The sequence below is a fragment of the Nonomuraea sp. NPDC049637 genome, assembly GCF_040675235.1.
Lineage (GTDB): Bacteria > Actinomycetota > Actinomycetes > Streptosporangiales > Streptosporangiaceae > Nonomuraea.
The window spans coordinates 466,847-488,341 of record NZ_JBFAOM010000002.1 but is presented as its reverse complement, the minus strand read 5'-3'; the positions used below and the strand labels follow the sequence as shown (position 1 = coordinate 488,341).

Annotated in this window: 18 protein-coding genes; 10 read left to right on the top strand and 8 right to left on the bottom strand. The window is 72.0% G+C overall.

What is annotated here, in order from left to right; translation table 11 throughout:
- Positions 1–83: 83 nt before the first annotated feature.
- The 3 genes from AB0J71_RS04750 to AB0J71_RS04740 form a co-directional block, all read right to left on the bottom strand.
- The gene (locus tag AB0J71_RS04750) at positions 84–752 is read right to left on the bottom strand and encodes a rhomboid family intramembrane serine protease (protein ID WP_364412742.1); all 669 of its coding nucleotides are present in this window, start codon (positions 750–752) and stop codon (positions 84–86) included.
- A gap of 70 nt (positions 753–822) precedes the next feature.
- Positions 823–2,010 (bottom strand): MFS transporter, encoded by a 1,188-nt coding sequence (locus tag AB0J71_RS04745; protein WP_364412739.1) that lies wholly within the window; start codon positions 2,008–2,010, stop codon positions 823–825.
- Positions 2,011–2,782: 772 nt separating this feature from the next.
- On the bottom strand, positions 2,783–3,292 hold the full coding sequence (locus AB0J71_RS04740) for a TetR/AcrR family transcriptional regulator (RefSeq protein WP_352318933.1): 510 nt from the start codon (positions 3,290–3,292) through the stop codon (positions 2,783–2,785).
- Between the two features lie 53 nt (positions 3,293–3,345).
- On the opposite strand from AB0J71_RS04740, the gene AB0J71_RS04735 reads away from it, so the two are divergent.
- Entirely contained in the window at positions 3,346–4,509 is a 1,164-nt protein-coding gene (locus AB0J71_RS04735) for a cysteine desulfurase family protein (RefSeq protein ID WP_352318935.1), read from the top strand.
- Here AB0J71_RS04735 and AB0J71_RS04730 read toward each other — a convergent pair.
- Positions 4,502–5,554: a DUF695 domain-containing protein gene (locus AB0J71_RS04730; protein WP_364412736.1), complete on the bottom strand. Its 1,053-nt coding sequence runs from the start codon at positions 5,552–5,554 to the stop codon at positions 4,502–4,504. The genes AB0J71_RS04735 and AB0J71_RS04730 overlap by 8 nt on opposite strands.
- 67 nt (positions 5,555–5,621) lie before the next feature.
- On the opposite strand from AB0J71_RS04730, the gene mnmA reads away from it, so the two are divergent.
- The gene (gene mnmA, locus AB0J71_RS04725) at positions 5,622–6,683 is read left to right on the top strand and encodes a tRNA 2-thiouridine(34) synthase MnmA (RefSeq protein ID WP_352318938.1); all 1,062 of its coding nucleotides are present in this window, start codon (positions 5,622–5,624) and stop codon (positions 6,681–6,683) included.
- Here mnmA and AB0J71_RS04720 read toward each other — a convergent pair.
- A complete protein-coding gene (locus tag AB0J71_RS04720; RefSeq protein WP_352318940.1) occupies positions 6,680–7,312 on the bottom strand; it encodes an MBL fold metallo-hydrolase in 633 nt (210 codons plus the stop codon). The two genes, mnmA and AB0J71_RS04720, sit on opposite strands and share 4 nt — an antisense overlap.
- A gap of 24 nt (positions 7,313–7,336) precedes the next feature.
- Here AB0J71_RS04720 and AB0J71_RS04715 point away from each other — a divergent pair, with 24 nt between their 5' ends.
- The 8 genes from AB0J71_RS04715 to gatB all read left to right on the top strand — a co-directional run bounded on the left by AB0J71_RS04715 (position 7,337) and on the right by gatB (position 18,221).
- Positions 7,337–8,329, top strand: a complete 993-nt coding sequence (locus AB0J71_RS04715) for a methionine synthase (RefSeq protein WP_352318941.1) — start codon at positions 7,337–7,339, stop codon at positions 8,327–8,329.
- Positions 8,330–8,343: 14 nt separating this feature from the next.
- Positions 8,344–8,763 (top strand): hypothetical protein, encoded by a 420-nt coding sequence (locus tag AB0J71_RS04710; protein ID WP_352318943.1) that lies wholly within the window; start codon positions 8,344–8,346, stop codon positions 8,761–8,763.
- A gap of 73 nt (positions 8,764–8,836) precedes the next feature.
- On the top strand, positions 8,837–11,029 hold the full coding sequence (gene ligA / locus AB0J71_RS04705) for an NAD-dependent DNA ligase LigA (RefSeq protein WP_364412734.1): 2,193 nt from the start codon (positions 8,837–8,839) through the stop codon (positions 11,027–11,029).
- 230 nt (positions 11,030–11,259) lie between these two features.
- Positions 11,260–13,332 carry an EAL domain-containing protein gene (locus AB0J71_RS04700; RefSeq protein ID WP_364412731.1) on the top strand — a complete coding sequence of 691 codons (2,073 nt, stop codon included), beginning with the start codon at positions 11,260–11,262 and terminating at the stop codon, positions 13,330–13,332.
- 69 nt (positions 13,333–13,401) lie between these two features.
- The gene (locus AB0J71_RS04695; protein ID WP_352318949.1) at positions 13,402–14,847 is read left to right on the top strand and encodes an ATP-binding protein; all 1,446 of its coding nucleotides are present in this window, start codon (positions 13,402–13,404) and stop codon (positions 14,845–14,847) included.
- A gap of 97 nt (positions 14,848–14,944) precedes the next feature.
- Positions 14,945–15,244, top strand: coding sequence for an Asp-tRNA(Asn)/Glu-tRNA(Gln) amidotransferase subunit GatC (gatC, locus tag AB0J71_RS04690; protein WP_101787882.1), 300 nt, complete (start codon positions 14,945–14,947; stop codon positions 15,242–15,244).
- The gene (gene gatA / locus AB0J71_RS04685; protein WP_364412728.1) at positions 15,241–16,731 is read left to right on the top strand and encodes an Asp-tRNA(Asn)/Glu-tRNA(Gln) amidotransferase subunit GatA; all 1,491 of its coding nucleotides are present in this window, start codon (positions 15,241–15,243) and stop codon (positions 16,729–16,731) included. Before gatC ends, gatA begins: the two co-directional genes overlap by 4 nt.
- A 2-nt stretch (positions 16,732–16,733) precedes the next feature.
- Positions 16,734–18,221 (top strand): Asp-tRNA(Asn)/Glu-tRNA(Gln) amidotransferase subunit GatB, encoded by a 1,488-nt coding sequence (gatB, locus tag AB0J71_RS04680; protein WP_364412750.1) that lies wholly within the window; start codon positions 16,734–16,736, stop codon positions 18,219–18,221.
- A gap of 272 nt (positions 18,222–18,493) precedes the next feature.
- Here gatB and AB0J71_RS04675 read toward each other — a convergent pair whose 3' ends face one another.
- The 3 genes from AB0J71_RS04675 to AB0J71_RS04665 are packed head-to-tail and all read right to left on the bottom strand — an operon-like array spanning position 18,494 to position 21,475.
- Positions 18,494–20,017 carry a tripartite tricarboxylate transporter permease gene (locus tag AB0J71_RS04675; protein WP_364412725.1) on the bottom strand — a complete coding sequence of 508 codons (1,524 nt, stop codon included), beginning with the start codon at positions 20,015–20,017 and terminating at the stop codon, positions 18,494–18,496.
- 1 nt (position 20,018) lies between these two features.
- Positions 20,019–20,504 carry a tripartite tricarboxylate transporter TctB family protein gene (locus AB0J71_RS04670; RefSeq protein ID WP_352318955.1) on the bottom strand — a complete coding sequence of 162 codons (486 nt, stop codon included), beginning with the start codon at positions 20,502–20,504 and terminating at the stop codon, positions 20,019–20,021.
- Positions 20,504–21,475: a tripartite tricarboxylate transporter substrate binding protein gene (locus AB0J71_RS04665; RefSeq protein WP_352318957.1), complete on the bottom strand. Its 972-nt coding sequence runs from the start codon at positions 21,473–21,475 to the stop codon at positions 20,504–20,506. Before AB0J71_RS04665 ends, AB0J71_RS04670 begins: the two co-directional genes overlap by 1 nt.
- Positions 21,476–21,495: the final 20 nt, after the last annotated feature.

The following is a 21,495-nucleotide window of genomic DNA, read 5'->3' as shown; positions in this document are numbered from 1 at the left end:
TGTGTGGGTCGGGGGCGGGGCCGCCCCCGCGCCGCGGGGCGGGCCGCCCCCCCCCCGGCCCCCCCCCCCCCGCCTCCGCCGTCTCAGGCCGACGCGGCGGGCGCGGTCCGGGCGCCGGCCGCCTTCAGCGCCCATCCCGCGAGGACGCCCGCCAGCAGGGCGAAGCCGTGCAGGTCCAGCAGCGCGCACAGGACGACGGCGGCCACCGCGGCGACCGCGGGGAACAGCGGGGCGGGGACCCGGTCGCGGTGCGCCACGAGCTGGAAGCCGGCTCCGGCCAGGACGACCATCAGCACGACGCCGGCCGTGCCGGACGCCGACAAGGCCCAGGCCCCTGAGAGGACCGCGTAGAACGCGCCCAGCGAGCGTTCCAGGGGGCCGGCGGCGGCCACGGCGAGGCCGCCGGCCAGGCCGCAGAGGGCGACCGAGTTGCCCGCGCCGGGGTCGTTCATGAGGTAGCCGGCGGCCTCGCCCGCGACCGCGCCCGAGACGTACAGCAGGAGCCAGCGCCCGGGGCCGAGCGCGCGCTCGGCGACGTAGCCGAGCACCGCGAGGAACGCCAGGTTGAACAGGGTGCCGAACACGCCGCCGTCCTGGACGACGAGCGCCGTCCCCAGCCGCCACCACTCGCCGCCGGAGATCGCGGCCGGATCGCGCATCCACGCGGCCTCCAGCCCCGGGACGGCGAACTGCAGAAGACTCGGAACCGCCGTGCCGACGAGGACGACCGCGGTGACATATGGCTTGAACACCGCCTAAGCCTCGCACGCCCTCCATGAATCGGACATGGACGGATGTACGAGGCTTGGCATGACAAATGTCCTACGCGGCGACCTTCACCGGCTCCCGCACGGGAACGGCGTCGAACACCGGCACCTCCCGCCTGGGCAGGAACCGCGACGCCACGGCGATCAGCACGCCCAGGAGGACCGCGATGCCGAGCGCGCCGCGCAGCGAGGTGGCGTCCGACAGGAAGCCGATCACCACCGGGCCGAGCAGCAGGCCCGCGTAGCCCATGGCGCCCGCCTGGGCGATGGCCGGTCCGGGTGTGTCGGTCGCGGTGCCCGCCAGGGAGAGCGTCAGCGGCGCGATCGTCGCCACGCCGAGCCCGACGAAGAACATCGCCAGCACCGCCACCAGCGCCGCCGGCGCCATCAGCACGACCGTGAAGAACCCGGCCGTGGCCACGCCGGACACGCCCAGCATGCCGCGCACCCCGAACCGGGAGCGCAGCCGGTCACCGGTGAGCCTGGCCAGCAGCATGCCGGCCTCGAACACCGGGTAGCCGAGCGCGGCCAGCGCCTCCGGCGCGCCGAGCTCGTTGCGCATGTACAGGCCGTTCCAGTCGGCGACCACGCCCTCGACCATGAAGGCGAAGAACATGATCGCGCCGAGCAGGTAGACGATCGCCGGCATGCGGTGCCGGGCCGTGCGCGCCGACTCCGTCGCCGGGGTCTCCGGCAGGTACGTACGGCCGATCAGCAGCGCGACCGGCAGCGAGACCAGGGCGACCAGCGCCAGGTTGGCGGTGAACGACAGGCCGGCGGCGATCGACAGGCTGCCGAGCGCGCCCGCCGAGATGGCGCCCACGCACCAGCCGGCGTGCATGCCGTTCATCAGCGGCCGGCCGTACGCCTGCTCGACGGTGGAGCCCTGGGCGTTCATGGCGACGTCCACGGTGCCGAAGGCCATGCCGAAGAACGTGGCGGCCACGATCAGGAGGGGCAGGTTTGGGGCGAAGGCGACGGCCAGCAGGCCGACCGCGGTGAGTGGGGCGCCGATCCGCAGAACCGCCCTGCTGCCCGCGCGGGCCATGATCCGTCGCATGGACTGCATGGTCACGAGGGCCCCGAGGCCCCATGCGAGGAGCACCGCGCCGACCGTGGACTCGGACAGGCCGAGTTTGTCGGTCAGGGCGGGGATGCGCACGGTCATCGTGCCCACCATCAGGCCGCCGAGGACGAAGGTGAGGATCGCCCCGTAGCGGGCCGTCCTCAGGTCGCGGGTCATAAGGCACACCTCTCACAAACTCGTTATTGCGTCACAAATCAGGCGCTCCCCTGGTGGGGGCGCCCAGGAGATCTGGGGGGATGAACACTCGAAGGGACAAAGACCGCCGGTCGGCACCGGTCCGGCCCGCCGCCCCGGCTCACGGCCCGCCTCCCGAGTGCCCGGTTGTGCGGGGACAAAGCGACTTGGGCGGTCCATGGGCCTGCTGGGGCGTCGGCGGGCCGAGGTCTGGTCGACCGGCCTCGGCCGTTGGACGGGGTGGTTCGGGGCCCTGGGGTGCGTTGAGGCGCGGCTCAGGGCGGCGAGTGGTCGGTGTAGGTGAGCGGGTGGCCGGCCGGCGCCGGTCTGGGGCGGCTCGTGCTGCCTGGTGAGCGACCCGGGCGCTCGATCATCGCCCGCGTCATGGCCCCGCGGCGGGCCCTGACGGTCAGGACGGTCGGTTCCACCGCCCGGCCGCCGTCCGCGCCCTCCGGCCTACCGTCTGCCTGACGGGGGCCTGCGCGTCCGGCCTGCCCAGCCCGTACGGACCCGTCTGACGGGGACGGCGGGCGCCGCCGAGGCGCTCGGTCCGGACGGGAAACGGGCGAGGCCCCCGGGACAGGGGTCGTGGGAGCACGGGATCGTCATCGCGAGACCGCCCTCCCATCCGTTCCGGCCGACACAGCAGAGAACCGCGGAAGCTTCGTGATCGAAGCTCCGACACCTGAACCACGAGTGACCCCGGCACATTCCCGTGACCAGGGTGACTCGCGACACACGCGGGCCGGCCGGTTCAGCCGGGTTTGAGCAGCGCTCTCAGCCGGGCCTCGAGGGCGCGCAGGTCCGCTTCCGAGTTGAGCTGCGGGTCATGGCTGGCCACGTCCCACAACCCCTCGCAGGCCAGGCGGACGATCTGCGCGGCCAGCGGGTCGGGCTCGTCGCCCAACCCCTCCCGGTGCCATCGCGACATCGCCTCACGCAGCGGCGCGAGCAGGAAGAGGTTCCCCGACGCGCCCGTCACGACCGCCCATCGTCGCAGCCGCCCCGAGCGCACGGCGATCAGCGTGGCGCCGAGGTACCGCTCGGTGTACGTGCCGTCCGGCTGCGCGGCCATCAGGTCGTCGAACTCTTCGATCAGCCGTTCGACCATGCCCTTGATCAGGGCCTCTTTGGTGCCGAAGTGGTAAAGAAGGCCGCCCTTGCTCACTCCGGCCCGGTCGGCCACGGCGGACAGCGTCAGCGCGGCCGACCCCTGGTCGCACAGGAGGTCTTCCGCCGCGTCCAACAGCTCGTCCCTTCGCATGCCTCAACTGTACCGTCCGGACGGTACAGTGGCAAACGAGATACCCTGATCTGGTGACACGACCGTCGGCCTATCTTGATCATGCGGCGACCACGCCCATGCTGCCCGAAGCGATCGAGGCCATGACGGAGCAACTCAAACGCGTCGGCAACGCCTCCTCGCTGCACGCCGCGGGCCGTCAGGTGCGCAGGGTCGTCGAGGAGTCCCGCGAGAGCATCGCCGACGCCCTGGGGGCCCGGCCGAGCGAGGTCGTGTTCACCTCGGGCGGCACCGAGGCCGACAACCTGGCCATCAAGGGCCTCTACTGGGCGCGCAGGCCCCGGCGGCGCATCCTGCTCAGCTCCGTCGAGCACCACGCCGCGCTCGACCCGGCCGCGTGGCTGGCCGAGAGCCAGGGCGCCGAGGTGGAGCTGCTCGACGTCGACGAGTACGGCCGGGTGCATCCCGACACGCTGCGCGCCGCCATCGAGCGCGACCCCGACGACGTCGCCATGATCAGCGTCATGTGGGCCAACAACGAGGTGGGCACGGTCCAGCCGGTCCACGTGCTGGCGGCCGTCGCCCACGACCACGGCGTCCCGTTCCACACCGACGCGGTGCAGGCGATCGGGCAGCTCCCGGTGTCCTTCGCCGACTCCGGCGCCGACGCCCTCACGCTGACCGGCCACAAGGTCGGCGGCCCGATGGGCGTGGGCGCGCTGCTGCTGACCAGGGGGCTGACCCCGGTGTCGGTGCAGCACGGCGGAGGTCAGGAGCGCGACGTGCGCTCCGGCACCCTCGACGCGCCCGCCATCGCGGGCCTGGCCGCCGCCGTGCGGACCGCCGTGAAGGAGCAGGAGGCCCTGGGCCGCCGCCTGACGGCGCTGCGCGACGAGCTCATCCAGCGCGTCCGCCAGGCCGTCCCCGACGTCGTGCTCAACGGCGACCCGACCGGCCGGCTGCCCGGCAACGCCCACTTCTCCTTCCCCGGCTGCGAGGGCGACGCGCTGCTCATGCTGCTCGACGCCAAGGGCGTGGAGTGCTCGACCGGCTCGGCCTGCTCGGCGGGCGTGGCGCAGCCCTCGCACGTGCTGCTCGCGATGGGCGCCGACGCGGCGGCCGCACGCGGCTCGCTCAGGTTCACCCTGGGCCACACCTCGACCGCCGCCGACGTCGACCGCCTGATCGAGGTGCTGCCGGCGGCCGTCGAGCGGGCCCGCAGGGCCGGGCTCAGCTGAGGAAGGGGGAGACCGCGGCCCAGGCGGGGTCGTGGCCCACGTCGACCCGCGGCTCGCCCTCCTCCCAGCTCACGATCAGCTCCTTGGCGTGGATCGCCGCGTCGGAGGCCGGGTCGGCGTAGACGTGGACGACCCGCCGGCCGGCGGCGCTCAGGTGCGCGGCCAGCAGGGCGTCGTCGCGCAGTTTGAGCAGGCGGGCGGCCAGGCGCTCCTCGAAGTCGCGCAACGCCTTCAGCGAATCGCCGACGGGCAGGCCGTCGGCGTCGCGGTGGGCGTACGGAAGCGTGATCTCGATGTGCTGGTCGAGCAGCGGGTGGTCGACGGGCCGCAGCGGGAAGCGCGCGGTGGCCACCAGCGACGCGCCCTCGCCGGTCCGGCCTTCGAGCAGCAGCCACTCCTCGCCCTGGTGACCCGAGGCCAGGTCGGCGACCACGGCGGGCAGGTGGACGGCGGCGACCGCGTCGATCGGCTGGAAGGTGGCGGGTGTGATCTCGCCCACCCACCTGGCGACGTCGTCCTCGCCCAGCAGCCAGTCGAGGGCGAGCAGCGTCGCCTCCAGGCGGGTCTCCTCGTCGAGCTCGCCGAAGATCGGGTGGTGGGCGGTCACGTCGACGCGCGGCTGGTTGCGCGGCACGCGCAGCCCGAAGACCAGCTTGTCGAGCGCGAACTCGAACCCGCCCACGTCGAGCGTCAGCTCCAGCGCCTGCGGGTTGGCCTGCCGGGACGGATGAAACTCCCACAGCAGGTCGGCCGGCGGCGCGGCCCTGGCCCAGCGGTGGGCGAGCGAGCGCAGCTCGGCGTCGCCGGCCGCGGTCACCACCAGGGCGTGCGCGGCGTTCCTGCCGGGCGCCACCTCCCAGACCAGGCCGGGGTCGATCGCGGCCACGGCGGGGGCGACCAGCTCCTCGATGCCGTCGGCCGTGCCCGCCGCCACCAGCGAGTCGAGCCGCGGCCTGGCCTCCTGCCACCACGCCCAGAACGCGGCCACGCCGTCGCCGGGCCGGCCGGCCTCTTCCTCTTCGTCCTTGCGCCCGAACAGTCGCATGCGCTGAATCCTTCCAGACGGAGCCGATGGCCGCGCACTCCCCGCCGGACAGTACGCTGGAACGGTCATGGGACTGCGTGTGCTTGCCGCCATGTCGGGCGGCGTCGATTCCGCCGTGGCCGCCGCCCGGATCGCCGAGGCCGGTCACGACGTCACTGGTGTGCATCTGGCCCTGTCGGCCAACCCCCAATCCCACCGCACGGGCGCGCGGGGCTGCTGCACGATCGAGGACTCCCGCGACGCGCGGCGGGCCGCGGACGTGATCGGCATCCCGTTCTACATCTGGGACATGGCCGAGAGGTTCCAGCGCGACGTGGTGGAGGACTTCGTGGCCGAATACGCCGCGGGCCGCACACCCAACCCGTGCCTGCGCTGCAACGAGAAGATCAAGTTCGAGGCGGTGCTCGACCGGGCGCTCGCCCTCGGCTTCGACGCCGTCGCCACCGGCCACCACGCCAAGCTGTCCGACGGCGTGCTGTCCCGGAGCGTCGACCAGGGCAAGGACCAGTCGTACGTGCTGGGGGTGCTCACCCGTGAGCAGCTCAGCCACGCGATCTTCCCGCTCGGCGGCTCCACCAAGGCCGAGGTGCGCGAGGAGGCCGCGCGGCGCGGCCTGACCGTCGCCGACAAGCCCGACAGCCACGACATCTGCTTCATCGCCGACGGCGACACCCGCGGCTTCCTGGCCGGCCGGCTCGGCGCCGAGGAGGGCCCGATCGTCGACCAGGAGGGCGCGGTGGTGGGCACCCACCAGGGCGCCCACGGCTTCACGGTCGGCCAGCGCAAGGGCCTGCGCATCGACCGTCCGGCCGCCGACGGCAGGCCGCGCTACGTGTTGTCGATCGAGCCGGTCTCCAACACGGTCACGGTCGGCCCGCGCTCGGCGCTGGAGGTCACCTCGATCTCCTGCGTGCGCCCGGTCTGGAACGGCCCGTCCCGCCTCGACGACCTCACCGTGCAGCTCAGGGCCCACGGCGAGGTCTACGGCTGCCGCTTCGAGGAGGAGGCGGGCGGCGGCCTGCGCATCGACCTCGACCGCCCGGCCACCGGCGTCGCGGCGGGCCAGGCGGCCGTGCTCTACTCCGGCGACACGGTCATCGGCTCGGCCACCATCGTCTCGGCCGCCTAGGGGAGCGTCACCGACTCGCCGACCCTGAGCCGGCGCATGTCGGCGCCCTGCTTGTCCGACTCCAGCTCCAGGTAGGTGTCCACCAGCGACAGGCCGATGTCGTTGAGCAGGCCGTCGTGCGTGGAGAAGGCGCGGGCCGGGCGCAGCGTGCGCAGGTACTCGACCATCTCGCTGAGCTTCATCCAGGGGGCGTTGGTCGGCGCGAGGAGGGTGGGCACCTCGACGCCGGGCAGGGTGAGCGCGTCGCCGGGGTAGAACACCTCGTCGTCGAGCATGAACCCGACATTCTGCACGATGGGCGCATCGGGGTGGTTCTTGCTGTGCCACTCGCCGAACGCCTTCACCCGGAAACCGGCCGCGTCGAAGTCGTCGCCGTGCCGGACCACCTGGACCTTGACCGGCACGTCGGTCAGCTGGGCCGCGACGCCCTCGCACGTCCAGACCTCGACCCCGGCGGGCGCGGCCTTCAGCTTCTCGATGTCGAAGTGGTCGAAGTGCTGATGGGTGATCAGGACCGCGTCGACCCCGTCGAGCACCGGCTCCTGCGAGAAGGTGCCCGGATCGATGACCAGGACCTTGCCGTTCTTCTCAAGGCGTACGCAGGCGTGCGTGAGTTTGGTGAGCTCCATCCGGCAGAGCCTACGCTTGTGCCCATGTCTACGTGGGAAGCCACCGGGGTCGGGTCGCATCCGGGTGAGGATCATCTTGAGGCGATCCGTGTCGTGTTCGGCGAGTTGCCCGGCCTGCCGTACCTGCCGGAGCTGCCGGCCCGCGGGGTCGGCGCCGACATGGTCGGCAGGACGGCCGGGCTGCTCATCGACCTGCCGGTCGAGGTGCAGCCGTCCGGGTGGCGGCTGGCCGACCGGCCGGGCCGCGACCATCAGCGGGCCGTCGATCACCTGCGCCGCGACCTCGACGGGCTGGAGGAGGTCGCGCACGACTACTCAGGGCCGCTCAAGCTGCAGGTGTGCGGGCCGTGGACGCTGGCCGGGTCCCTTGAGCTGAAGTACGGCGACAAGATGCTCTCCGACGCCGGAGCCGTGCGCGACCTGGTCGCGTCGCTGGCCCAGGGGGTCGCCGACCACTGCGCCGAGGTGCGGCGGCGGCTGCCGGGCGTCACCGAGATCGTGCTGCAGCTCGACGAGCCGGGGCTGCCGGGCGTGCTGGCGGGCACGGTCCCGACCGCGTCCGGGTTCGGGCGGCTGGCGGCGGTCGAGGAGTGGCGGGTGGAGGAGTCGCTGCGGCTGTTCCCCGACCCGGTGGTCCACTGCTGCGCGCCCGGGGTGCCCTACGCGCTGCTGCGGCGGGCCGGGGCGCGCGCGGTGTCGGTCGACGCGTCGCTGCTGCGCCGCAGGGACGACGACCAGCTCGGCGAGCTCTTCGAGGCCGGGGCCGGCCTGCTGCTCGGCGTCGTGCCGGGCAGGGACGTCGCGCTGCCCGACACCGGGGTGGTCGCCAGGCCCGCGGTGGAGCTGTGGCGGCGGCTCGGGTTCGCCCCCGACGGGCTGGCCGCCAAAGTCACGCTGACGCCCGCCTGCGGCCTGGCCGGAGCCTCGCCCCGCTACGCGCGGGCCGCCCTGGCGGCGTGCAGGAAGGCCGCCCAGGTGCTCAAGGACGATCCGGCAAGCGGGCTGCAAGGCGGCTGAGTAGCGTCCTTGCCATGATTGCTCGCGTTCTGGCCGCCGGTGCCGCCATGCTGATCGCGTCCGCCTCGATCGCCGTCCCCGCCCGGGCCTCGGTCAACCCCGAGATCTGGAGCTGGGGGTCCATCTACTCCGCCGACCGGGCCGGGAAGGCCAAGGGCAAGGTCCTGCTCGACCGGCCGGGGTTCGTGGTCAGCGGCAGGCTGTACGACTTCCCCGGCCGTGCCGGCTGCTCGTGGCTGCAGCTGCGCTGGGTCAAGGACGGCGGCGGCGACGGGCGCAAGACGTACCGCAACTGCTCGGGCACCAAGCCGCTGGAGTTCTCGCTCAAGACCGGCTACATGCTCTCCGTCGAGGGCAGGGTCTGCCGGGGCACGGCAAGGAAGATCACCGGTAACTGCTCGGTCTGGGAAGGCGTCTGGGCCCAGGGCGGATGACCGGGGGAGTCGTTCCTGTCGGAGCCCGGCGGTAGCGTTTCCTCAGCGTGTCCGACGTGGAAGGAGACCCAGCGTGAGCGAGCGTGACACCGAGGTCGGGGGCGTGCCCGTGGCCGCGCTCAAGCGGCATGCGGAGCTGAGCGAGCTGGTCGAGGACGCGCGCTGGCGCTACTACGTGCTCGACCAGCCGACGGTCAGCGACGCGCAGTTCGACGAGTGGTTCCGCGAGCTGCTCACGCTGGAGCAGGCCCATCCTGAGCTGCAGACCCCCGACTCGCCCACCCAGAAGGTGGGCGCGCCGGTCTCGGGCGACTTCGCCAAGGTCAGCCACCTCAACCGCATGGAGAGCCTCGACAACGCCTTCAACCAGGCCGACATGGCCGCCTGGATGGCCCGCGTCGAGCGGCTGGCCGAGCGCGACCCGGGGCCCTACCTGTGCGAGCTGAAGATCGACGGGCTGGCCATCGCGCTCGTCTACCGCGACGGCAAGCTGGAGCGCGGCGCCACCCGGGGCGACGGCCGGATCGGCGACGACGTCACGGCCAACGTGCGCACGATCAAGGGCGTGCCCCACCGGCTCAAGGGCGAGGGCGTGCCGAGCCTGGTCGAGGTGCGCGGCGAGGTCTACATCCCGGTCGAGGGCTTCAAGCAGCTCAACGAGCAGCTCGTGGAGCAGGGCAAGCCGCCGTTCGCCAACCCGCGCAACTCGGCGGCGGGCACGCTGCGGCAGAAGGACGCGCGCGTCACCGCCCAGCGCCCGCTGCGCATGCTCGTCCACGGCATCGGCGTCTGGGAGGGCTCGGCCGTGCCGCGCGCCCAGTCGGAGGTCTACGAGCGGCTGCGGGAGTTCGGGCTGCCGGTCAGCGACCTGTTCAAGGTGGTGCCCGGCCTCACCGAGGTCGACGAGTTCATCGAGCACTACCGGGTGCACCGGCACGATCCGGCGTACGAGATCGACGGGGTCGTGGTCAAGGTCGACGACTTCCGCACGCAGCGGGAGCTCGGGTCCACCTCGCGGGCCCCGCGCTGGGCGATCGCCTACAAGTACCCGCCGGAGGAGGTCAACACCAAGCTGCTCGACATTCAGGTGGGGGTGGGCCGCACCGGCCGGGTCACGCCGTACGCGGTGATGGAGCCCATCGTGGTCGCGGGCTCGACCGTCGAGCGGGCCACCCTGCACAACGCGGCCACGGTGATCAAGAAGGGCGTGCTCATCGGCGACACCGTGGTGCTGCGCAAGGCGGGCGACGTCATCCCCGAGATCGTCGGCGCGGTCACGGCGTTGCGCGACGGCTCCGAGCGGGAGTTCGTCATGCCGACCCACTGCCCCGAGTGCGGCACTGAGCTGGCCTACGAGAAGGAGGGCGACGCCGACCTGCGCTGCCCCAACGCCCGCAGCTGCCCCGCCCAGATCCGTGAGCGCCTCTACTTCGCGGCCGGCCGGCGCGCGCTCGACATCGACGGGCTGGGTTACGTGGCGGCGACCGCGCTCACCCAGCCGGTGCCGCCGCAGGAGCCCGTCCTGCGCACCGAGGCCGACCTGTTCGACCTGACGATCGAGCAGCTCATGCCCATCCGGTCGGTCGTCCGCGACCAGGACACCGGCCTGCCCAAGCTCGACCCCGAGACCGGCGAGCAGAAGGTCGTCTCGCTGTTCGCCAACCTCGACGGCGGGCCCAGTCAGGCCGCCCGCACGCTGGTCGACGAGCTCGCCCGCGCCAAGTCGGCGCCGCTCGCGCAGGTGCTGGTCGCGCTGTCGATCCGGCACGTCGGCCCGCCGACGGCCCGCGACCTCGCCGACTCCATGCGGTCGATCGACGCCATCATGAACGCCTCGGAGGAGGAGCTGGCCTCGGTCAAGGGCATCGGGCCGCGGGTGGCGGCGACGATCCGGGAGTGGTTCGAGGTCGACTGGCACCGGGAGATCGTCGAGCGCTGGCGGCGGGCCGGGGTGCGGATGGACGACGGCCCCGCTCCGGAGAAGACGGAGCCCCAGATCCTGGAGGGGCTGACGTTCGTGGTCACCGGGACGCTGGAGTCCTACACTCGCGACACCGCGTCCGAGGCGCTGACCAGCCGGGGCGGGAAGGTGGCCGGATCGGTGTCGAAGAAGACGTCCTTCCTGGTGGCGGGGGAGAACGCCGGGTCGAAGTACGACAAGGCGGTCAGCCTGAAGGTGCCGATCCTCGACGAGCAGGGGTTCGAGCTGCTGCTGAAGGAGGGGCCGGAGGCCGCGGCGCGCGTGGCGGTGGTCGAGGAGACGTAGCGGGGCCCCGGCTCGCCCTTGCGGCGGGGCTGGTGTTCCGTGGCCCCGCGGATGCGCAGCCGGCGGGCTGGGGATCAGAGTCGTGTACGGACTGTCGATGGCCGCGCTACCCATAGTGGTTTTTGGGTATATGTCGGAAAGGAGAAGTGACGGAACGTACGCGCTTGGTTTCGCGAAGTGGGGTGAAGGTCGTACCCTCCCATAGTGACCTAATGGGGGTTCTGTTACCGATGACTGACCCAACCGACACCCGTGACACCGGTCCACGCGTCGGCACGCCGCTCTGGGCGTTCCTCGCGGGCATCACCGTGATCGGCTTCACCGCGCTGATCGTGGCCATGCTCAGGCTGGATCCGGCCGCGCTGGCGGAGCTCGCCCGTACCCCGTTGTTCTGGGTGCTGGCGGTGCTGGTGATGCTGGGCGAGCTGCGGCCCGTCATGGTGTCCTCGGCGACCGCGGTCGGCGGCACGTACCCGTCCACCATGTTCACCTTCGCGGTGCTGCTGCACTTCGGGCTGTCCACCGCCGTGCTGATGCAGGCCGTCGCCATCGCCATGAACGGCGTCGTGACGCGCAAGGCGTGGCACCGGGTCATGTTCAACGTCGCCCAGTCCACCCTCGCGCTCACCGCGGCCGCCGTGGTGCTCGGGCTGTTCGGCGTCGTGCCGGGCCCGGCCCTGCCGTGGACGCCCAGCGGGGGCGACCTGCCGGCGATCGCGCTGGCCGGGGTGGCCTACTTCGCCACCAGGGCCGCGCTCGTGTCCGGGGCGGTCGCCCTGCACGAGCGGCGTTCGATCGTCCGCGTGCTGCGGGTCACCGCCGGGCCGCAGGGGCTCGTCTACACCGCGCTGCTGGGCCTCGCGCCGCTGGTCGTCGTGGTGATGGACCATTCGCCCGGCCTGGTGCCGCTCTTCGTCGCCCCCCTCGCCGCCGTCTACTTCACCGCCACGCTGTCCATGCGCCGCGACCACCAGGCCATGCACGACGAGCTGACCGGCCTGCCCAACCGCAAGATGCTCATCGTCAGCACCGAAGAGGCGCTGGCCGAGTCCCGCCACGACGAGCGGGTCGGGCTGTTCCTCCTCGATCTCGACCGGTTCAAGGAGGTCAACGACACGATGGGCCATCCGGTGGGCGACCGCCTGCTGCAGATGGTGGCCCATCGGCTCACCCACTCCGTGCGTCCGGGCGACGTGGTGGCCAGGCTCGGCGGTGACGAGTTCGCCGTGCTGCTGCCCTCGATCCGCGACGCCAACGCCGCCAGGGAGGTGGCCGCCAGGCTGCGGGCCGCCCTGACCGAGCCCGTCCGCCTGGAGGGCATGAGCTTCGACCTCGACGGCTCGGTCGGCATCGCGCTCTTCCCCGACCACGCCCCCGACTTCGAGCTGCTGCTGCAACGCGCCGACGTGGCCATGTACCTGGCCAAGGAAGGGCGTACCGGGGTAGAGCTCTACCAGCCCGACAAAGACCGCAACTCGCCCGAACGGCTCAACCTGCTGGGCGACCTGCGCCGCGCCATCGACAACCGCGAGCTGCAACTGCACTACCAGCCCAAGGTCAGCCTGGCCGGCGGCGCGGTGACCGGGGTGGAGGCCCTGCTGCGCTGGTGCCATCCGGTGCACGGGCCGATCCCGCCGTCGGACTTCGTGCCGCTGGCCGAGCAGACGTACCTGATGCGCCAGCTCACCGAATACGTCATCGAGGCCGCGCTCGAACAGGCCGCCCGCTGGTGGCACACCGGCCTGCAGGTGCAGATCTCGGTCAACATCTCCGCCCGCGACCTGCTCGACGCGGCGCTGCCCGAGCAGCTGGAGGTCGGCCTGACCCGGTACGGCCTGCCGCCCGCGGCCATCCAGCTGGAGGTCACCGAGCGCATCCTGACCGGCGACCAGGCCTACACCCAGGAGACCATCAAGGCGCTGGCCGCGCTCGGCGTCCCGCTGTCCCTCGACGACTTCGGCACCGGCTACTCCTCGCTGATCAGGCTCCAGCGCCTGGCGGTCTCCGAGGTCAAGATCGACGCCTCGTTCGTCCGCCGCATCGCCGAGTCCGACGACGACGACCGCATCGTCCGTTCGATCGTCGACCTGGTGCGCTCGCTCGGCCTGCGCTCGGTGGCCGAGGGCGTGGAGTCCGACGACGTCGCGTTGCGGCTGGCCGAGATGGGCTGCGACCTGGGCCAGGGCTGGCTGTTCTGCCAGCCCATGCCGGCCGCCGAGGCCACCGCCTGGCTCAGGGGCCGCTGCGAGGCGGCGCCGGCCATCGAGTTCGGCTACCAGTCCGAGGTCACCCAGACGGCCTGAACGATTACAGGAGTCGACTTCGTCGAAGTACACTTCGTCGAAGTACACTTCGATGTCTCTGGGGGCGTCTTGATCCCGAAGCCTGAACGGATCTTCGCGCGCGACTTCGAGTGGGAGGCTCTGACCGACTTCGTCGAGCGTTCCGGTCCCCGGCCCCGGCCCCGGCTCGGCGTCGTCAGCGGCAGGCGCCGCCAGGGCAAGACGTTCCTGGTCGAGTCGCTCGCGCGCAAGACGGGCGGCTTCTATTTCGGCGCGACAGAGGGCACCCCGACGGAGTCGCTGAACCTCTTCGCCGCCGCTCTGGCCCGGTACGTGGGGGCCTCGGCGCCGTTCCGCTTCACGACCTGGGACGAGGCGATCGGCCAGCTCTTCGCCGTCAGCGCCGAGCGCCGCGCTCTCATGGTGATCGACGAGTTCCCCTACCTCAGCAAGGCGTCGCCGGCCCTGCCCTCGATCATCCAGCAGGCCATCGACCGGGCCGTCTTCGACGAAGTGCCGGCGTCCCTGCTGTTGTGCGGCTCGGCGATGTCGGTGATGGGCCGGCTCCTGGCAGGCGACGCGCCGTTGAGGGGGCGGGCTTCCATGGAACTCGTGGTCCGGCCGTTCGACTACCGCCTCGCCGCACGGTACTGGGGGATCACCGATCCGCAGCTGGCCGTGAAGGTGCACGCGATCGCCGGCGGGACGCCCGCGTACCTGCCCCTGGCCAATGACGACAGGCCGGACGGCCTGGCCGACTTCGACGCCTGGGTGCAGCGCACGGTGCTCTCGCCCTTGACCCCGCTCTTCAAGGAGGCCCGCTATCTCCTCGAAGAGGAGGCGGAGGTGCGGGACGCCGCCATGTACAAGTCCGTGCTGGCGGCCGTGGCCACCGGGAACGGCACCCGGGGCGGCATCGCGAGCTATGTGGGGCGCAAGGCGTCCGACATCGGCCATCACCTCAACGTGCTGGAGGACAGCAACCTGCTGCGCAGGGAGGTGGACGTCTTCCGCTCCTCGCGGTCGGTCTACCACGTGTGCGAGCCGCTCATCCACTTCTACGAGGTTGTGATGCGACCCCAGTGGGGGCCGCTGGAGAGCGGCCGGGCCGAGTTCGTGTGGCAGGACGGCCGGGCCGGTTTCACCGACCAGGTGCTCGGCCCGCACTTCGAGGAGATGTGCCGTCAGTTCCACCTGCTGGAACTCGACGCCCTGGGAAACTCGCCCGGCGAGATCGGCGCGGGAACCGTCGTCGATCCCGTACGGCACGAGCAGATCCAGATCGACGTTGCGGTCTTCGCGCCGGCGATGCGCGGCGAGCGCAGGCGGGTGTTGTCGCTGGGTGAGGTGAAATGGGGCAAGGTCATGGGGCCCCGGCACGTCGCCCGGCTCAGGAGGGCGCGAGACCTGCTCGACGCCAAGGGATTCGACGTGCGGGACGCCAAGCTGGTCTGCTACAGCGGGGCCGGATTCGAGGCCGCGCTGGCCCAGGAGAGCGACGTGCTGGCGATCGGCCTGGACGAGCTCTACGGATGAGTGTGTTTCCGCCGGGTTAAGGGTTCGGGCCTGCGGCGTCAAGCCCCCTAGGATGGCAGTGTCCCAAACTCCATCCACGAAACGGGTTCAACGACTCATGTCCGCCATAACCCGCGACGAGGTCGCGCACCTGGCCCGGTTGTCCAGGCTGGCGCTCACCGACGACGAGCTCGACCACTACGCCACCCAGCTCGATGCCATCATCGAGTCGGTCGCGAAGGTGGCTGAGGTCGCCGCCGAGGACGTGCCGCCTTCGTCGCACGCGCTTCCGCTGACCAATGTCTTCCGTGCCGACGAGGTGCGACAGTCCCTCACGCCCGAGCAGGCCCTTTCCGGCGCTCCCGCCGTCGAGGACGACCGCTTCCGTGTGCCGCGCATCCTCGGGGAGGAGGCATGAGTCTGATCCGCAAGACCGCCGCCGAGCTGGGCGCGATGATCGCCGCGGGTGAGGTGTCGGCCGCCGAGGTGGCCGAGGCGCACCTCGACCGCATGGCCGAGGTGGAGCCCAAGGTCCAGGCGTTCCTGCACGTCGACCGGGAGACGACCCTTGAGCAGGCACGGGCGGTCGACGCCCGGCTGCGTGCGGGCGAGAAGCTCGGGCCGCTGGCCGGGGTGCCGGTCGCGCACAAGGACATCTTCGCCACCCGCGACATGCCGACCACGGCCGGGTCCAAGATCCTCGAAGGGTGGCGGCCGCCGTACGACGCGACCGTGACCGCGCGCCTGCGCGAGGCCGGGCTGGTCATCCTCGGCAAGACGAACCTCGACGAGTTCGCCATGGGCTCCTCCACGGAGAACTCCGCCTACCACCCGACCCGCAACCCGTGGGACCTGGACAGGATCCCGGGCGGCTCGTCCGGCGGGTCCAGCGCGGCCGTCGCCGCGTACGAGGCGCCGCTGTCCACCGGCACCGACACCGGCGGCTCGATCCGGCAGCCCGCCGCCGTCACCGGCATCGTGGGCATGAAGCCCACCTACGGCGGTTCGTCCCGGTACGGGCTGATCGCGTTCGCGAGCTCGCTCGACACGCCGGGGCCGTTCGCGCGGAACGTGCTCGACGCGGCGCTGCTGCAGGAGGCGTTCTCCGGGCACGACCCGATGGACTCCACGTCGGTCGACGCGCCGGTCCCGAGCGTCGTCGAGGCGGCCAGGAACCCCGACGTGTCCGGCATGCGCATCGGCGTGGTCAAGGAGTTCGCCGGCGAGGGCTACCAGCCGGGCGTGCTGGCCCGCTACCACGAGGTCGTCAAGCTGCTGGAGTCGCTGGGCGCCACGGTCGTCGAGGTGTCCTGCCCGTCGTTCACGACCGCGCTGCCGGCGTACTACCTGATCGCGCCGTCGGAGTGCTCGTCCAACCTGGCCCGCTTCGACGCCATGCGTTACGGCCTGCGCGTCGGCGACGACGGCACCCGCAGCGCCGAGGAAATCATGGCGCTGACCAGGGCGGCCGGGTTCGGTCCCGAGGTCAAGCGGCGCATCATGCTGGGCACGTACGCGCTGTCCAGCGGCTACTACGACGCCTACTACGGCCAGGCGCAGAAGGTGCGCACGGTCATCTCGCGCGAGTTCGAGGCGGCCTACGAGCAGGTCGACGTGCTGGTCTCGCCGACCACGCCGACCACGGCGTTCCGGCTGGGCGAGCGCACCGACGACCCGATGGCGATGTACCTCGCCGACCTGTGCACCATCCCGTCCAACCTCGCGGGCAACGCGGCCATCTCGGTGCCGTGCGGCCTGGCCGACGAGGACAACCTGCCGGTCGGCCTGCAGATCATGGCCCCGGTTCTGGCCGACGACCGTTGTTACCGCGTCGGCGCCGCCGTCGAGAAGGCCCTGGAGAGCCGCTGGGGCGGCCCGCTGCTGAAGGAGGCCCCGTCGCTATGACCATGGTCTATGACGAAGCGCTCGACAGGTTCGAGCCGGTGCTCGGGCTGGAGACGCACGTCGAGCTCGGCACCAAGTCGAAGATGTTCTGCGGTTGCAAGACCACCTTCGGCGCCCCGGCCAACACCCAGGTCTGCCCGACCTGCCTGGCGCTGCCCGGCTCGCTGCCCGTGGCCAACGCCATGGCCATCGAGTCGACGATCCGCATCGGCCTGGCGCTGAACTGCTCGATCGCCGAATGGTGCCGCTTCGCCCGGAAGAACTACTTCTATCCGGACATGCCGAAGAACTACCAGATCTCCCAGTACGACGAGCCGCTCTGCTTCGACGGCTACGTCGACGTCGAGGTCAACGGCGAGACCGTGCGCATCGAGATCGAGCGCGTGCACCTGGAGGAGGACACCGGCAAGTCCACCCACGTGGGCGGCGCGACCGGCCGCATCCACGGGGCCGACTACTCGATCGTCGACTACAACCGCGCGGGCATCCCGCTGGTGGAGATCGTCACCAAGCCCATCCCGGGCACCGACCGGCTCGCGCCGGAGGTGGCCAAGGCGTACGTCACCGAGCTGCGCGAGATCATGCGCTCGCTCGGCGTGTCCGACGTGCGCATGGAGGAGGGCTCGCTGCGCTGCGACGTCAACGTCTCGCTCATGCCGCGCGGGTCGTCGGAGTGGGGCACCCGCACCGAGACCAAGAACGTCAACTCGCTGCGCAGCGTCGAGCGGGCGGTGCGCAGCGAGATCGAGCGCCAGGCGGGGGTCCTCGCCGAGGGCGGCAAGATCATCCAGGAGACGCGGCACTTCCACGAGGACACCGGCACCACCACGTCCGGGCGGTCCAAGGAGGAGGCCCAGGACTACCGGTACTTCCCGGAGCCCGACCTGGTGCCGATCGAGCCCGACCCGGCGTGGGTGGCCGAGCTGAAGGCGGCGCTGCCCGAGCTGCCGTCGGTCAAGCGCAAGCGGCTGCAGGCCGAGTGGGGTCTGTCCGACCTCGACATGCAGGCCATGCACAACGCCGACGCGATCGACCTGGTCGAGGCCACGGTCGCGGCCGGCGCCCCGGCGGCCGACGCGCGCAAGTGGTGGATGGGCGAGCTGGCGCGGCGCGCCAACGAGAGCGGCGTCGCGCTGGGCGAGCTGCCCATCACGCCGGCCCAGATCGCCAGGGTCACCGAGCTGGTGGCCTCGGGCGCGCTCAACGACAAGCTCGCCCGGGAGGTGCTCGAAGGCGTGCTGGCCGGTGAGGGCACGCCCGACGAGGTGGTCGCGGCGCGCGGTCTGCAGATCGTCAACGACGAGGGCGAGCTGTCGGCGATCATCGACCAGGTGCTGGCCGACAACGCGGACGCGGCCGAGAAGGTGCGGTCCGGGAAGATCGCCGCCGCCGGTGCGCTGGTGGGCGGCGTGATGAAGGCCAGCCGCGGCAAGGCCGACGCGGCCCGCGCCCGGCAGCTCATCCTGGAGAAGCTGGGCGTCTCGGAGTAGGTCCGGCACATCTGCGGGACCCTGGCGGTCCCGCGGATCCGTGCCCGTCGGCGGGGCCCGTGGTGGTCCCGCTGTCCCGGAGCCGTCGGCGGGGCCCGTGGTGGTCCCGCCGTCCCGGAGCCGTCGGCGGGACCCCTGGTGGCCCCGCCGATCCGGACATATCGGCGGGGCCACCGAGGAGGCGCGCTCGCGGGCGCCGTGCCTGCCGCGCGTCCTGCCGCGGAAGGCGGGTCCCAAGAACCACCGGGCGACGTTCCCGGTGGGCGGGCCGGTCAGTCCTCGCGTGACACGGGTGTGACCGCATCGACGCCCCGGCGTGCCATCAGCCGCCGAAACACCGGCGTGAGCAGCGCGAGCAGGGCCAGGGCGAGAAGCACGGCGGCGATCGGGCTGCGAACCAGCACGCTGACGTCGCCCGCGCCGATGGCGAGCGCGCGGCGGAGCTGGATCTCGGCCATCGGCCCGAGGATCATGCCGATCACCGCGGGCGCGACGGGCAGGCCGAAGCGGCGCATGGAGAACCCGAGCAGACCGAGGACGTACAGGACGAACAGGTCCACGACGGTGCCGTTCAGGGCGTAGACGCCGAGCGCGGCGAACAGCACGATCCCGGCGTACAGGTACGGCCGGGGGATGCGCAGGACGCGGGCCCACAGGGGAGCCAGCGGCAGGTTCAGCACCAGCAGCATCGTGTTGCCGACGAACAGCGAGGCGATCATCGCCCACACCAGGGCCGGGTTGTGGTCGAACAGCTGGGGGCCCGGCTGCAGCCCGTACTGCTGGAAGGCGGCCAGCAGGATGGCGGCCGTGGCCGACGTGGGCAGGCCCAGCGTGAGCAGCGGGACCAGGGTCCCGGCGGCCGAGGCGTTGTTGGCCGCCTCCGGGCCCGCGACGCCCTCGATGGCGCCCCTGCCGTACTCCTCCTTGGCCACGCCCTTGGCCAGGCGTTTCTCGGCCGCGTACGACAGGAACGTGGGGATCTCCGCGCCCCCGCCGGGCAGCGCGCCGAACGGGAACCCGAGCGCGGTCCCGCGCAGCCACGGCAACCAGGAGCGCCGCCAGTCGGCGCGGCCCATCCACGCCCGGCCCACGGGCACCACCTCGGGCGCGGCGTGGCGCAGCCGGGAGGCCACGTACAGGGCCTCGCCGACCGCGAACAGGCCGACCGCGACGATCACCACGTCGATGCCGTCGAGCAGCTGCGGGACGCCCAGCGTGAGCCGCGCCTGACCGGTCTGCTGGTCGATGCCGATCAGCCCGATCACCAGCCCCAGCCCCAGGGAGGCCAGCCCGCGCACGACCGAACGGGACAACACCGACGACACGGCGGTGAAGGCCAGGATCGCCAGCGCGAAGTAGTCCTCGGGGCCGAACGAGATCGCGAAGCTCACCACGGCGGGCGCGGCCACCACCAGCAGCGCGGTGGCGATCGTGCCCGCCACGAACGACCCGACGGCCGCCGTGGCCAGGGCCTGCGCCGCCCGTCCGCGCCTGGCCATCTTGTTGCCCTCCAGAGCAGTGATCATGGAGGACGACTCGCCCGGCGTGTTGAGCAGGATGGAGGTGGTCGAGCCGCCGTACATGCCGCCGTAGTAGATGCCGGCGAACATGATGAACGCGCTGGCCGGCGGCACGGTGAAGGTGATCGGCAACAACAGCGCCACGGTCATCGCGGGCCCGATGCCGGGCAGCACGCCGACCAGGGTGCCCAGGGTGACGCCGATCAGGGCGTACAGGAGGTTGACGGGGGTGAGGGCGGCGGCGAAGCCGTCCATGAGGAGGTCGATCGAGCCCATCTCAGATCACCCCGCCGAGCGGGCCGGCCGGCAGCGAGACGCCGAGGCCCTTGACGAACAGCAGGTACGTCGTCACGCCGAGGACCACGGCCACCACGGCGGCCCGCGCCTTGTGCTCGGCCCCGAGCACGACCGACAGGCCGAAGAACAGCAGGCTCGCGCCGATGACCCAGCCGAGCACGTCGAGCAGCGCGGCGAAGGCCAGGAAGACGCCGCTGACCAGGCCGACGCTGCGCCAGTCGGTGGGCGCGTCCGCGTCCACGTCCTCGCTCTCCTCGGGGTCGCCGGCGCCGCCGCGCAGCACGTCGATCACGTAGAACAGGCCGATCAGCACCATGGCCGCGCCGACCAGCATGGGGAAGAAGCGCGGCCCGAGGCCGAGCTGGGAGGCCGCGGCCGAGACGTCGAGCGTGCCGACCATCACGAGCACGCCCAGCCCGAGCACCACGACCGCCAGCCCGAGTTCGGGCCGCCACCGGCGAGCCATCAGGACACGAGCCCCATTTCGGCGATGATGCCCTTGACCTTGGTCTCCTCGGACTTCAGGTAGTCGGCGAACTGCTGCCCGGTCTGGAAGGAGTCGATCCAGCCGTTCTTGGCGACGGCGTCCTTCCACGGCTGGGAGTCGTGCATCTTGGTCACCAGGTCGGTGAGGGACTTCTTGGCGGCGTCGTCCAGGCCGCCGGGGGCGACGAAGCCGCGCCAGTTGGCCAGCTCGACGTCCAGGCCGCCCTCCTTCAGCGTCGGGGCGTCGAGGCCGGCGACGCGCGAGCCGCTGCTGACGGCCAGCGCCCGCAGCTTGCCGGACTTCACGTGCTCGGCGAACTCGCCGACGCCCGAGATGCCCGCGCTGACCTTGCTGCCCAGCAGCGCGTTGAGTGCCTCGCCGCCGCCGGAGTGGGCGATGTAGTTGACCTGCTTGGGGTCCACGCCCGCGGCCTTGGCCATCAGCCCGGCCACGATGTGGTCGGTGCCGCCCGCCGAGCCGCCCGCGACGGAGACCTTCGCCGGGTCGGCCTTCCACGCGGCGACCAGGTCGGCCAGCGTCTTGAACGGGGAGTCGGCCGGGACCACGACGATCTCGTACTCCTCGGTCAGCTTGGCGATGGGGGTGGTCTCGGCCAGGGTGACCTTCGACTTGTTCTGCTCGATCGCGCCCACCATGACCAGGCCCATGGTCATCAGCAGGTTGCCGTTGCCCTTCTCGCCGGCGAGCTGGGCCAGGCCGATCGTGCCGCCCGCGCCCGGCACGTTGTAGACCTCGACCTTGCGCTTGGGGTCGGCCGTCTTGAGCGCCTGCTCGGCGGTGCGGGCGGTCTGGTCCCAGCCGCCGCCGGCCGCCGCGGGGGCCATGATCCGCAGGGAGCCGTCGCCGCCGGAGGCGCCGGTCTCGGCGCAGCCGGACAGGGCGGCGACGGAGAGTGCCGCCAGGGCGGCGGCGAATACGCGCAAGCGCATGATCACTCCAGTGGGGGATT